This window comes from Pseudomonas sp. MWU12-2029, assembly GCF_023242425.1.
In the GTDB taxonomy this organism is placed as follows: Bacteria; Pseudomonadota; Gammaproteobacteria; order Pseudomonadales; family Pseudomonadaceae; genus Aquipseudomonas; species Aquipseudomonas kribbensis.
The window spans coordinates 163,407-177,543 of sequence record NZ_JALJDY010000005.1; the positions used below are offsets into that span (position 1 = coordinate 163,407).

Annotated in this window: 9 protein-coding genes; all 9 read right to left on the reverse strand. The window is 62.4% G+C overall.

Annotated elements, in window-relative coordinates; genetic code table 11:
• Window positions 1-2 precede the first annotated feature (2 nt).
• Window positions 3-2,777 carry a malto-oligosyltrehalose synthase gene (locus tag M5B44_RS14120; protein ID WP_248739563.1) on the reverse strand — a complete coding sequence of 925 codons (2,775 nt, stop codon included), beginning with the start codon at window positions 2,775-2,777 and terminating at the stop codon, window positions 3-5.
• Entirely contained in the window at window positions 2,774-4,852 is a 2,079-nt protein-coding gene (malQ, locus tag M5B44_RS14125; protein WP_248739564.1) for a 4-alpha-glucanotransferase, read from the reverse strand. The genes M5B44_RS14120 and malQ overlap by 4 nt, the downstream gene beginning before the upstream one ends.
• Window positions 4,849-6,651, reverse strand: a complete 1,803-nt coding sequence (treZ, locus tag M5B44_RS14130; protein WP_248739565.1) for a malto-oligosyltrehalose trehalohydrolase — start codon at window positions 6,649-6,651, stop codon at window positions 4,849-4,851. Before treZ ends, malQ begins: the two co-directional genes overlap by 4 nt.
• A gap of 18 nt (window positions 6,652-6,669) precedes the next feature.
• On the reverse strand, window positions 6,670-8,256 hold the full coding sequence (glgA, locus tag M5B44_RS14135; RefSeq protein ID WP_248739566.1) for a glycogen synthase GlgA: 1,587 nt from the start codon (window positions 8,254-8,256) through the stop codon (window positions 6,670-6,672).
• A gap of 527 nt (window positions 8,257-8,783) precedes the next feature.
• Complete coding sequence (locus M5B44_RS14140) at window positions 8,784-9,737, reverse strand: D-2-hydroxyacid dehydrogenase family protein (protein ID WP_248739567.1); 954 nt, start codon at window positions 9,735-9,737, stop codon at window positions 8,784-8,786.
• 13 nt (window positions 9,738-9,750) lie between these two features.
• Window positions 9,751-10,776, reverse strand: a complete 1,026-nt coding sequence (locus tag M5B44_RS14145) for an alpha/beta fold hydrolase (RefSeq protein WP_248739568.1) — start codon at window positions 10,774-10,776, stop codon at window positions 9,751-9,753.
• A gap of 85 nt (window positions 10,777-10,861) precedes the next feature.
• On the reverse strand, window positions 10,862-11,296 hold the full coding sequence (locus tag M5B44_RS14150; RefSeq protein WP_248739569.1) for a YqaA family protein: 435 nt from the start codon (window positions 11,294-11,296) through the stop codon (window positions 10,862-10,864).
• Window positions 11,296-11,742 (reverse strand): DUF411 domain-containing protein, encoded by a 447-nt coding sequence (locus M5B44_RS14155; protein WP_248739570.1) that lies wholly within the window; start codon window positions 11,740-11,742, stop codon window positions 11,296-11,298. Before M5B44_RS14155 ends, M5B44_RS14150 begins: the two co-directional genes overlap by 1 nt.
• 157 nt (window positions 11,743-11,899) lie before the next feature.
• On the reverse strand, window positions 11,900-13,891 hold the full coding sequence (locus M5B44_RS14160; protein WP_248739571.1) for a methyl-accepting chemotaxis protein: 1,992 nt from the start codon (window positions 13,889-13,891) through the stop codon (window positions 11,900-11,902).
• Window positions 13,892-14,137: the final 246 nt, after the last annotated feature.

Genomic DNA, 14,137 nt, shown 5'->3' on the forward strand with positions numbered 1-14,137 from the left:
TTCTAGAAGTGTTGGATAAACAGATTGACCGGGAAGTCCCCCAGCGCAGCGCTGACCTCCAGCTCCCTGTTTTTTGTGACTGCGGTGCTCGAAAAAAGTCCCTTCAGATTTTCGTCGGAGGCGGCGAACGGTAATTCCACCCGTGTATCGCCCCAACGCAGCGCATCGACCTGCGGGACGGCACCGTTTTCCAGCAGTGTTGCGCAACGGATCGGCACGATGACGATGGCCCGTTTCCCCTCGTGCTCGCGGGCAAACGCGAGTACGTTGTGCGCCTGGCTGCCCAGCACCTCCAGGGCCTGGTACGAGCCACGGCGAAACAGCTCGGTGTGCTCGGCGCGCAGGTTCAGTACTTGCGCGATCAACGCTTGCTTGACGCGCCCGTCGCGCCAGTTCGACAACAGTTCCGCTACGGGCGCGGGTTTCACGGATTGCTCTCGCAAGTCGTAGTCCACCGGCCGGCGGTTGTCCGGATCCACCAGGCTGAAGTCCCAATACTCGTTGCCCTGATACAGATCCGGCACCCCCGGTACGGTCATGTGCAGCAAGGTTTGCGCCAGGCTGTTGAGGGCGCCGGCAGCGGCGATGCTGTTGACGCTCTTGGCCAACGCCCCGCGCAGCAGTTCACCTTCCGGCGCCAGCAACAGTAGCTCGGTGAATGACTGGGCGGCGTTTTCATAGGCTTCGTTCGGCGCACTCCAGCTGCTTTGCAGCTTGGCTTCGCGCAGGGCTTTCTGCTGCCACTGCCAGATGCGTCTGGCGTAGTCGGCGAAACCCGCCTGATCGTCGTTGTGCAGCTCCAGCGGCCAACTGCCGAGCAACGCTTGATAGAGGATCAATTCGTCCGCTGACGACGGCATCTGATCGTCATTACGCAGTGGCCGGGCGAGGGCGCGCCATAGCTCGACCTGCTCGGCGTACCAGTGGCTGCGCTCGCTGAGCACGGCCAGCCGTGCACGGGTGTCTTCGCCGCGCTTGTGGTCGTGGGTGGCGGTGGCCAGCAGGTTGTCGGGGAATGTCGCCAGACGTTGCTGGTTGGTCGCGTGAAAATCACTGACCGGGGCGCTGAACTGTTCGGTGTTGTAGCCCACGTCATTGCGCGACAGCAGCACCGCCGAGCGATACAGCGCCGTGTCCTCCACGGCTTTGGCGGCGGCGGGCGAGGTGAGTTGCTGAAAGCGTACGCAGGCATGACGCAGGATCTTGCGCGAGCGCCCACGGGGTTTGCGCCGCCATGGCTGGCCACCGAGCCAGCCCGCTACAGAATCAAGCACCGGCCAGTCGCTTTCGCTCAATGTCTGCCGCGCACCTTCCATGGCCTGCTGGAAAAACACCTCGTCCTGCGCCGAGCGGCCCATCGCACTGATGTAGGTGCGATACACCGGGAAGTGCACGATCAGCGCCTGCAGCACCCGGCGGATCGAACCGAGCGTGAGGTCGCGGGTCATCACGTCGTCCCGCGCCACTTGCAGCAACGCCTGGGCAACGCTTTCGCAATCGCTGGCCAGCGAACCGTTGAGAATCTGCTGACGCGCCAGCCGTGCCGCTTCGATAAACGCGGCGGGGCGTTCGGTGCGGCGTTGCCACAAGTCGCCGAGCACGTGCTCGCCGGCCGGGTCGTGTTGCAGCAGCGACAGCTGATTCATGAACTCGTAACCGGTGCTGCCATCTACCGCCCAGTCAGTGCGCAGGGTTTCGCCGTCGCCGAGAATCTTCTCGACGTAGATCGGCAAGTGTCGCCCCGGTGCCAGAAAGTCGAGGCGTCGACGCAGCTTGCGGCAGTAACCCCGTGGATCGGCGAGCCCGTCGATGTGGTCGATGCGCAAACCGTCGATCAGACCTTCCTCGATCAACTGGAAGATCTTGCCGTGGGTCGCTTCAAACACGGCTGGCCGCTCGACCCGCAGACCGCCGAGTTCGTTGATGTCGAAGAAGCGCCGCCAGTTGATGTCGTCCGCTGCGGTGCGCCAACTGGCCAGGCGATAGCTTTGCCGTTCCAGCAGTTGATGCAGACGCTGGAAGCCCTCGTCGGTTTTCGAGTCGTAATGCGTCAAGTTGCGCTGGATCGTTTGCAGGATGTGCGGGTCGCTCGCCAGTTGTTGCAGTTCTTCCTTGAGCGGGATCGCCAGCGAGCGGGCGTCGGTCTGGTAGCTGAGGCTGCTGAAGCGATCGGCCAGCGACTTGAGTGCGTCGTTCGCCGGCTCGTCGGCTTTCAGCAGTTCGCCGTAATCCCCGGGGCAGATCGGGAAGTGATGCTCGTAATGTTCGACGTGAAAAGTGCCCGACCTGGCGTTGAACACCAGCGGCAGCGTGCCGTCCTGCAATGCAATGCCGTAATCGCTGCCGAGGAACGGCAGCAACAACTGGCCTTCCATCAACGGGTCCGGCGAGTGCCATTGAATGTCGAAGAACTCCCCATAGGGACTGAGCCGGCCCCATTCCAGCAGATCGAGCCACCACGGATTGTCACCGCCGCCCACTGCCATGTGATTGGAGACGATGTCGAGGATCAGCCCCATGCCGTGTTCGCGCAGAGCCGCGACCAGCCGGCGCAGCGCCGGTTCGCCACCCAGTTCCGGGTTGACCCGGGTCGGATCGACCACGTCGTAGCCGTGCATGGAGCCGGCGCGGGCGGCGAGCAGCGGCGAGGCGTAAACATGGCTGATGCCGAGGCGGGCAAAGTACGCCACCAGCGGCACCGCCTCATCGAGGGTGAAACCCTTGTGAAACTGCAGGCGCACCGTGGCGCGCAAGGTCAGGTTTTGCACTGCACTCATTGGTCACGCTCGGCGGCCTGAAGGCGGGCGCAGGCGAGCAGTTCCAGACGCCGCGCGGCATCGACGCCATCGAGCAAGGTGTCACTGGTGCCCGGCAGGCGCCGCGACCAGTTCGGATGAGTGTCGATGGTGCCGGGCAGGTTGGCCTGTTCGTCCAGGCCCAGCGCGTCCTCCAGCGGCAGCAACACCAGCGGCGCGCGGGTGTGGCCAAGGAAGCGGACACTGGCGTCGACCACCTGATCGGCTTCGTGGGACTCCTCGCGAAAGTTCTGCGGATCCTGGCTCAAGGCATTGCGCAAACCGTCGCGTTCACGCTCGCGATAGCGGCGCCAGTCGATTTCGCCGTTGGCGTCGATCAGCCCGAGTCGCGCATTCCAGTCGATATCCCGGCCATGCCACCAGCCATTGAGTGTCGGCAGGTCGTGGGTGCTGGTGGTGGCCAAAGCATTGTCCGGCCAGTCGAGGATCGGCTTGAACCAGGTGTTGTCCTGTTCGAACAGCAGCACGCGCATGCCGAGCATGGCCCGGGCGACCAGTTTTTCCCGCAGCCCGTCGGGCACGGTGCCGAGGTCTTCGCCCAGCACGATCGCTTGATGGCGGTGGGACTCCAGGGTCAGCAGACGCAGCAGATCGTCCACCGGGTAATACAGGTAGGCACCGTCGGCCGGCGGCGAGTCCTTGGGGATCACCCACAGCCGTTGCAGGCCCATGACATGGTCGATGCGCAGGCCGCCGGCGTGAGCGAAGTTGGCGCGCAACATGTCGATGAACGCCCGAAAACCATTGCGCACCAGACCTTCCGGGGAGAACGCCGAGATGCCCCAGCCCTGGCCGGAGCGATTGAGAATGTCCGGTGGCGCACCGACCGTCAGTGATGCCAGCAATTCGTCCTGAAAACTCCAGGCCTGGCTGCCGGCACCGTCGGCACCCACCGCCAGGTCGGCGATCAGACCGATGCCCATACCGGCGCTGCGAGCGGCGTTTTGCGCGCGTTCCAGGCAGCGGTGAATCAACCACTGGCAAAACGCGAAGTAGCCGATGCGTTCGGCGTATTCCTCGGCAAACGCACTGAGGGCTGCACCGCGCGGGTCGTGCCAGTGTTCGGGCCATTCGCGCCAGTCGAGGTTTTCGCCACGGGCGGCGCGCATTTCCTGGATCGCTTCGAAGCGGCAGTGATTTTCCAGCGCTTCGCCACCCGCGTCGCGATAGCTGGAAAAATCCGCCTGCAACGGATGTTCGCCACGGATGAAGCCTTCGTATAGCGCTTGCAGGAGTTTTTGCTTGGCGTCGGCGGCGCTGGGCCAGTCGATCAGTTTCAGGTTCTCCAGTTGCTCGAACTGATCGTTGAGGCCTGCGGCATCGATGGCATCGCGCAGGGCTCGCTCGCCTAGAATCGTCCCGGGCGCGGCATACAAGGAATTGAGGAACAGGCGGCTGGACGGTGAATAAGGGCTGTAGCGCCCGGTGTCGGCGCTGAACATCGCGTGCAGTGGACTGATCGCCAAAGCGTCGGCCCCGCGTTCGCCGGCGCTGCGGGCCAGTTCCTCAAGTGCCTGGGTGTCGCCGAAACCGCCGTCGCCGGGGCGGCGCAGGCTGTAAAGCTGCACGCTCAGGCCCCAGGCGCGGGGGATCGGGTTGTCCACGGCATCGCCCACGCTGTAGCAGCGCTCGGGGGCTACGGCCAGGGTGAAATGTTGATCGGCGATATGGATTTGCTGATACCCGACCGGAATTTCACCGGGCAGCACCGCATCGGCATCGAGTTTGAGCGACAGCCGCGTGCCGTCCTCCAGATGAATCTCACAGGGGCTTCCGGGTTCGAAGTAACGCGCCAGGTCCAGGCCCACGCCGACATCGGCGGTCAGCAGCGGCGGCAATTGGCGGTCCTGTTGCACCTGTTGCAGTTCCAGCAGGCTGGCGTCGATTTCCTGGGCCGAGCCGGCCGGGTGACCGAGCCCGGTGAGGACATTGCGCAGCACCGCCGGGGCGACTTTTTGCTGACGGCCATTGGCGTCGATCCAGTCGACCGCGAGGCCGGCTCGGCTGGCGAGAATTTCCAGTTGCGCATCGCTCATAGGCGCTCTCCATCCAGGGGTGGCAAAGGGGTTGCGGCCGTGAGGCTGACGAGCGCGCAATACGGGGGCAGTTGTCCTTCATCCGTCAGGTCGGCAGCGGGTGGCTGACGGAACAGCCACACCGATTCGGCCTGTGGTGGGTTGACCACCGGGCTGTCGCCGAGGTTCAGGTCGATTCGCAGCTCGCTGCCATTCCCCAGACGCCAGCGCGCGCTGACGGCGCCAGGCCCCAGCACTTGAGCGCCGAGCGCCTGGGTTCCGGGCAAGTGCGGAATGATGTGTTGGTGGCGCAGTTGCAACAGCTGTCGATACAGCGCCAGGGTGGCCTGCTGTTTCGGTGTGCCGCTGCCGATCAGCCGCGGTTGCGAGGTGTGGAACGTCTGTTCGGCGTTGGGATCGGGAATTTGCTCGCGGCGCTGTGGATCGGCAAACGCACTGAACGCGGCGAACTCGTTGCGCCGGCCTTCGCGTACCAACTTCGCGAGTTCGCCGTGGTGGCTGGTGAAAAACAGAAACGGTTGCTCGGCGGCAAACTCGTCGCCCATGAACATCAACGGAATCATCGGTGACAACAGCAACAACACGGTGGCGGCTTGCAGGGCGCGAGGATCGGCCAGTTGATGCAGGCGTTCGCCGAAGGCACGGTTGCCGATCTGGTCGTGGTTCTGCAGGAACAGCACGAACGCGGTGGACGGCAGATGTTCACTCGGCTCGCCACGGGGCGTGCCGTGGCGGGTCAGTTGGCCCTGAAACACAAAACCCTGGCTCAGGCAGCGGGCCAGTTGTTCGGTGGGATGTTCGGCATAGTCGGCGTAATAGGCATCGGTTTCGCCGGTCAGCAGTACGTGCAGGGCATTGTGGCCGTCGTCGTTCCACTGGGCATCGTAGGCGTCTTCCAGCAGGCTGGCCTGATTGTGCTCGTTTTCCACGGTTAGCCAGACGTGCCGCGCAGGGTCGATTTGCTGGCGGATGCGCTGCGCCAGTTCTTGCAGGAAATCCGGGTCTTCGATGGCGTGCACCGCGTCCAGGCGCACGCCGTCGAAACGGTATTCCAGCAGCCACATCAGCGCATTTTCGACGAAGAAGTCCCGCACTTCGCGGCGACGGAAATCAATGGCCGCGCCCCACGGGGTGTGTTTGTCTTCGCGAAAAAAGCCCTTGGCATAGCGATGCAGATAATTGCCGTCGGGGCCGAAGTGGTTGTAGACCACGTCGAGAATCACCGCCAGGCCATAACCGTGGGCACTGTCGATCAGGTGTTTGAGCTGTTCCGGCGTGCCATAGGAAGCTTGCGGCGCGAAGTGCAGCACGCCGTCGTAACCCCAGTTGCGCTCGCCGGGAAACTGCGCGATCGGCATCAGCTCGATGGCGGTGATGCCCAGCCCGGCCAGTCGTGCCAGATGTTGTTCGACTTCGGCAAAACCGCCGAGGGCACCGACGTGCAGTTCGTAGATCACCGCTTCGTTCCAGGGCCGGCCTTGCCATGTGCTGTGCCGCCAGTGATAAGCGTGCGGATCGACCACCACGCTGTGACGGTCGAGGTCGCCGTCCTGCGCCCTGGAGGCCGGGTCGGGCACCTCCAGTTCGCCGTCGATGTTATAGCGGTAGCGACGGCCGGCGGAGCAGTGGCTTTTGATCACGAACCAGCCATCGCCCTGCGGCAGCATCGGCAGGGACTGGCCATTGTCCAGCTCGACGCTGACGTAAAACGCATCCGGCGCCCACAACGCGAATTGCGTGTGGTCGGCATCCAGCATGATCGCGCCGTGGGGCCAGATTTCAGGGGACCGTGACGGCATCGTTGACAACCTCCCTGGTTATTTGTGGTGCGTTTTACCCAGAGCCTTGGCCACCAGTTGTTCGTAGAGTTCGGCATAGGGTTCGACGGCCTGGCACCAGTTGAACGGTGCCGCCATCGCCCGGCAGCGCATGGCGTGCAGCAGATCCGGGAAAGCAAACACCTTGAACGCGCGGCTGAGAGCCTCGCGGTAGCTGTCGGCCGTGGACTCGTTGAACAGGAACCCGGTGACGCCGTTTTCGATGGTGTCGGCCAGCCCGCCGGTGTTGCGCGCCACCGGCAGCGAGCCGAAACGCTGGGCATACATCTGGCTCAAACCGCAAGGTTCGTAACGCGAAGGCATCAGCAGGAAATCGCTGCCGGCGAACATCCGTCGGGCATCGGTTTCATTGAAACCGATGCGCACGCCGATCTGGCCGGGGAAGCGCAGGGCCAGTTCGCGCATGGCCTGTTCTTCTTCGGGTTCGCCACGTCCGATGATCGCGATCTGGCCACCGTTCTGCACGATGTACTCGGAGACCGCTTCGGTCAGGTCCAGGCCTTTTTGATAGACCAGACGCGACACCACGGCAAACAGCGGACCTGCGGAGTCTTTCAGACCGAACAGTTCGCGCACATGGGCGGCGTTGATCGCTTTGCCTTCCCAGTCGCCGATGGCAAACGGCGCGAACAGGTGCGGATCGGTGGCGGCGTCCCAGCTCTCGTCGATGCCGTTGGGGATGCCGCTGAGCAAGCCTTGCTGGGTCTTGGCGGCGAGAAAACCGTCGAGACCGCAGCCGAAATCCGGGGTGGTGATTTCCTGCGCGTAGGTGGCACTGACTGTGGTGATGTGGCTCGAATAGGCCATGCCGGCCTTGAGGAACGACATCTTGCCGTAGAACTCCATGCCTTCCTGTTGCAGGGCATGGGCGGGAATCCCGAGTTCCGGGCACGAACCGAGGCTGGTCACGCCTTGATAGGCGAGGTTGTGAATGGTGAACAGGGTCGGCGTGCGTTGCCCGCGCCAGTGCATGTAGGCAGGTGCCAGCCCGGCCGGCCAGTCGTGGGCGTGCACCAGATCCGGGCACCAGTGGATTTGTGCGAGGTTGGCGGCGATATCGGCGGCGGCCAGGCCCAGACGGGCGAAGCGAATGTGGTTGTCCGGCCAGTCGCGACCGTTGTTGGCACCGTAAGGGCCGCCGTCGCGGGCGTAGAGCTCAGGGCAGATCAACACATAAATGACCAGACCGTCAGGCATGTCCATGCGCCCGATCTTGCAGGGAGGCAGCGCAGCATGGCCGCCCAGTTCACCGATGATATGGATCGGATTCTCGCTGTTCATCACTTGCGGGTAACCGGGGATCAGCACCCGGACATCATGCAGATGCGCCATCGCGCGGGGCAGGGCGGCAGAAACGTCACCAAGACCGCCGGTCTTCACCAGATCGGCGATTTCCGAGGTCACGAACAACACTTTCTTCTTGTTGGGATTCTGACTGGCTACCGGTGCCAGCGTCCTGGTACCCGGGACGTTGATCGACCGGCTGCCGGGAACGCTCGCGGTGCTCGACTCGCCGACCGGCTGGTGAGCGCGCTCTCCCTGAATATCCAATGCCGCACTGATCATATGAATCTCCCGTTTATTGATCTGATTCTTGTCTTGAACAAGCGATGTCCATGGCCAAATCCTGTGGCCGGGCGCAAACGCGCCACGCATCGGTGAGCAAACGCTACCCAACACGCGCAAGCAGAATGGGTGAAGAGGCCGTTGCAAGGAATGAACCAGTCGCTTTGGCCCTGTCTTTCAGATGACCCGTCGCGATCAGCAAAAGTTTCGACAAAATTTCCGTGTTGTGACCGGTCGGTTTCGCCTCGCGAAAACCAGTCTAGGCCAGATCCTAGAGCGGGCCAGGGCAATCGGACGAATTGTTCGACAATGTGTTGCAGGGCCACGGAAACCGTGGCTTTGAGCGGGGCATCGCACCGACGAAGTGCATGTTTGAAGGGGCGGAGGGTGCAAAACGGTGACCGGTCGGTCACGTTTTCGGGCGCAAGGAACGTGCGGATGCACTGTTGCGGTGCGGACAGTTGTGTCGGCAGGCGGGCAGCGGGTGCTGCTTCACGGGCATGGGCTGCCCGCGAAGCAGGCGTGGGTCAATTCAGCAGACGGATCGGTTCTCCCGCCGACCAGGCCTGAATGTCCTCGATCATCTGCGAAAAGAATTGTTCATAGTTCTGTCGGCTGACATACCCGACATGAGGCGTGGCCAGCACATTGTCCAGTGTGCGAAACGGGTGCAGAGCCGGCAGCGGTTCTTCATCAAACACATCCAGCGCTGCACCACCGATGCGCTGTTTCTGCAAGGCCTTGATCAGCGCCGCTTCGTCGACAATCGGCCCGCGTGCCGTGTTGACCAGCAGGGCGGTCGGCTTCATCCAGTCCAGCGCCTGGGCATCGACCAATCCACGGCTGCGGTCGCTGAGCACCAGGTGCACCGACAGCACGTCGGCCTGTTCGAACAATTGCTGCTTGCTGACATAGGTGACGCCGGCCTGTCCGGCGCGCTCGGCGGTCAGGTTTTCGCTCCAGGCGATCACGCGCATGCCGAACACCTGACCGAACTGCGCCACCCGCTGACCGATGCTGCCGAGCCCGAGAATACCGAGGGTCTTGCCATGCAGGTCGCCACCCAGGCCTTGCTGCCATTTGCCGGCGCGCAGGGCGTTGGCTTCGTTCACCAGATTGCGGGTGGCGGCCATGATCAGCGCCCAGGTCAGTTCCGGTGCGGCATGTTTGTAGCTGTCGGTGCCGCAGACCTTGATCCCGAGGCGGGCGGCGGCGGGCATGTCCAGCGCCGCGTTGCGCATGCCGCCGGTGACCAGCAATTTGAGGTTCGGCAAACGCTTGAGCAGGTCTTCATCGAAACGCGTGCGTTCGCGCATCACGCAAATCACCTCGAACCGGCCCAGTCGTTCGGCCAGCGTGGCGTTGTCCGCCGGGTAATCATGGACGAAGGTCACCTCGCCGAGACTGTCCAGCACCGACCAGTCGACCACGTCCCGCGCCACGTCCTGCCAGTCATCGATCACTGCAATCTGCACCGCCATCAGCCTTGACTCCTCAACGAACGGGATTGGTTTTGTTCAGCCAGCCGAGCAGCGCCTGATGGAACTGCGCCGGTTCTTCCATCTGCGGGGCATGGCCCAGGCCGGGGAATTCCACTAGCGTGGACTGTGGAATCAGCTTGGCGACCTGCTTGCCCAGCACGTCATAGTGGCCGATTTTCGCTTTCACCTCGGGTGGCGCAATGTCCTTGCCGATGGCCGTGGTGTCGGACGTACCGATCAGCAGCAGGGTCGGCATCTTCAGATCCTTGAACTCGTAGTAGACCGGCTGGGTGAAGATCATGTCGTAGATCAGCGCCGAGTTCCATGCGACCTGAGTCTTGCCCGGGCCGTTGCTCAGGCCGGCGAGCATGTCTACCCAGCGGTCGAATTCGGGTTTCCAGCGGCCGTCGTAATAGGTGCTGCGCTCGTAGTCGCGGATGCCCTGGGCGGTGACTTTCAGTTCGCGCTGATACCACTGGTCAACGCTGCGATACGGCACGCCGAGGGCTTTCCAGTCTTCCAGGCCAATCGGGTTGACCAGTGCCAGTTGCTCGACCTGATCCGGGTATTGCAGGGCGTAACGGGTGGCCAGCATGCCACCGGTGGAATGACCGAGCAGGGTGGCTTTCTGGATGCCCAGCGCCTTGAGCAATTGCTGGGTGTTGGCCGCCAGTTGCTGGAACGTGTACTGGTAATGATCGGGTTTGCTGGAGGTACAGAAACCGATCTGATCCGGGGCGACCACCCGATAACCTGCCTCGCTCAGGGCCTGGATCGAACTGTCCCAGGTCGCGCCGCAGAAATTCTTGCCGTGCATCAGCACCACGGTGCGTCCGTTGGCCTTGCCGTGGGCGGCGACGTCCATGTAACCCATCTGCAGAGACTGGCCCTGGGACTGAAAGGCAAAGTGCTTGAGGGTGTAGGGATAATCGAAACCCTGCAGTTCCGGGCCATATTGCGGGCCTTCGGCGTGAGCCAGCAGGGGCAGGGCAGCGGTCAACAGCAGGCCGGGCAGCCAGCGGGTCAGCGACACAGACATGGGACAACTCCACAGGAAATCGGCCGATGCTGGAACGGCCGGATTAGGGCGACGTTAAACACAGGCAATGCCGGCGCCCGATCGTTCAACCGAGCCAGCCCAGGGTAAGCATCGCCAGCACGCCGTAACGGGCGCCTTTGGCCAGGGTGACGATCAACAGGAATCGCCCGAGCGGTTCGCGCATGACCCCGGCAATCAGCGTCAGGGGATCACCGATGACCGGCAGCCAGCTAAGCAGCAGCGACCAGTGCCCATAACGCTGATAGTGAGCGCGGGCGCGCTCCATGAGCTTCGCGCTGACCGGAAACCAGCGTCGATCCTGAAACCGCTCCAGTCCGCGCCCCAGCCACCAGTTCACCAGTGAGCCAAGGACGTTGCCCAGCGTCGCCACCGCCAGCAGGCCCCAAAGCCAGTAACGATCGCTGACCAGCAACCCGACCAACACGGCTTCCGATTGCAGCGGCAGCAGCGTTGCCGCGCCAAATGCAGCGAAGAACAGTCCGAGGTAACCCGCCGTCATCAATGGGCCGGGTAATCCGCCACCACCACATCGGTACCGTCCTTCTTCAGGCCGATCACTTGATAGGCATCGCTCATGCCATCCATTTCCATGCCCGGCGAGCCCATCGGCATGCCCGGCGCTGCGACTCCGAGCAAGTCGTCACGCTTGCTCAGCGCCAGCACCTGTTCTGCAGGCACATGGCCTTCGACGAATTTGCCGTTGATGATCGCGGTGTGGCAGGACGCCAGACGAGGTGGTACGCCGTGTTGTTGCTTGAAGCTGCTCATGTCGCTTTCGACGTGATCTTCGACCTTGAAGCCGTTGGCTTCCAGATGGCTGATCCATTTTTTGCAGCAGCCGCAGTTGGCGTCGCGGTGGACTTCGATCGGAATGAGGTCGGCGGCTTGCGCCAGGGAGGACAGGAGCAGGGCGCTCAGGGCGGCCAGACGCAGAGGGTTTTTCATGCAGGGTTCTCGACTCGGGTGACGGCCAAAAAGAACGCATTTTGACCGGTTTTTCCGACCGGGCATCAACGGAGTGTTTCCAGTTGATACAAGGCAGGCTGTCAGCATGATCGTAGATCAAAGCTGACAGCCTCCTGAGTGCAAGATGACAAATCCGTCAGCTGACCTTGAACCGCCCCATGATCGCACTCACCCGGCTGTTGGCTTCCAGCAACTGGCGGGTATTGGTTTCACTGGCCTGGCCGCTTTGCACCAGCTCATCCACCATATGGCGGATCTGCACCATGCTGCGGTTGATCTCTTCGGTGACAGCGCTCTGCTGTTCGGCGGCGGTGGCGATCTGGGCGCTGAGGCTGTTGATATGGCTGACGGAACCGGCCATGTCATCGAGTCCGGTGGTGACGCGTGCGGTGGCGTCGGCGGCAGACTGGCAACTGGCCTGGGTGTTTTCCATGGCGCTGACCGACGAGCTCACACCCTGCGTCAGGCGGGCCAGCATTTCGTTGATCTCCGAGGTGCTGGCCTGGGTCCGGGCGGCGAGGGCGCGTACCTCATCGGCAACCACTGCAAAACCGCGACCCTGCTCACCGGCCCGGGCGGCTTCGATGGCGGCGTTCAGCGCCAGCAGGTTGGTCTGGCCGGCGATGGCACCGATCACACCGAGGATCTCGGTAATGCGTTGGGCGTCCTGCTGCATGTTTTCGACTTTGTGGGTAGCACTGGCCACTTCGTCGATCAACGCCACGACGCTGCTGGTCGCTTCTCCGACTACCACCCGCGAACGGTCGGCGTTTTCGTTGGCACGCTGGGTAAACGCAGCGGTTTCGGCAGCATTCTGCGCAACGCTTTCGGCGGTCGAACTCATCTCGTTGATGGCGGTGACGGTCTGGTCGGTTTCCGAGGCATGGCGCAGCAGGATCTGGCTGGTGTGCGCCGAGGTGCGTTGCAGGTTGTCGAGGCTCCAAGCCATGGCTCCGGTGGCCTGGGTGACTTCGCCGATCATGTTCTGCAGATAGGCGATGAAAGTATTGACGGAGTGACCGATCGCGCCGAGCTCGTCTTCGGCACGGATGGTGATGCGGCGGGTCAGGTCGGCATCGCCGCTGGACAGCGAATCAATGTTGGCCTTGAGCGCTTTCATGCGCGCAACCAGTTGGCGAATCGCGTAGACCTGCAACAGCACCAGCAGGATCACCAGCGGAATCTGCAACAGGCTCAGGCTGCTCAGTACGTCGTCACGTTGCGCGGTGAGCATTTTGGTCGGTAGCGCGGTGGCGAGGAACCATGGTGTGCCTTCGATCGGGCGCATGAAGAAGGTGCTGGCTACGCCGTTGTTGTCGAATTCGATGCGTTGGGCCTGATCACGCTGTTGCAAACCAGCTTTTACCTGACTGGCGAACGGTGAACCGGCGGCCAGTTCGCTGATGTTCTTCAATACGATCGGGCTGCTGATGCGCGAGCTGTTGCTGATGATCTTGCCGTCGGCCTCGACGATCAGCATTTCGGCGTTGAGGTCTTTTTCCTTGCGGGCTACCAGGTCGTTGAAAAAGCCCAGGGTCACGTCGATGGTCGATACGCCCCAGGCGCTGCCGTTTTTCTGGATGGCCATGGCGCAGTTGGTGCGCGGTTCGGCGCTCGCATCATCTTTATAGGCAGCGGCCCAGGCGCATTGGCCGCGCGGGGTCTGCATACCGCCCTTGTACCAGCTCTGGTCGTAGTAGTTGGGGGCTGCGTCGCTGTTCCAGAAAGTATTCACGGCGAGCTTGCCGGAGCTGTCGCGGTGCCAGAACGTGCTGAACTTGTTGCGACCTGCCTCGCGCTGGCCGGGCAGTGGCCAGATACCGCCGCCAAATACTTTCAACTCGCCGTACTGATCCACCAGCCCCGGCAGCACCGTATCGATGGCGGCGCTGTCGAGCAGCGGGATGGTCTGAGTGATGCTGCGCTGCTGCGACTGAACCTTGTTCAGTTCGCCCTGGATCTGTTCGGCGACTTCTGCGATGCGATTGAGCACCACCTGTTCTTCGGTATGACGCAATTTCGGCGCAACCAGTTGGCTGATGCCTACCACGGTCAGGACTGACAACAACAGGATGAAAAGAACCAGAAACAGCGTATAGCGAGCCTGAATGGTACGGAATGCGGGCATGGAGACCGGTCCTTCGTTTCTTGTTAGGGGCGAGGAGTAAAGCAGTAGGGGGATCCCTTACATATCGTCGTTGCGAGGGGAAGCTTTAGGTACTTACGTACTAAAAAGTGCTGAAGCGAAAATCGGCAAGTAACAGACCGGACACATTCAAACTAACCAGCTCGTTCGTTAGAGTAAAAATTCGATTTATACCTGGCTGGATAAATGCCTTAAAGCCAATGGCTGCGGGAGTCCTGTGGGTTTGTA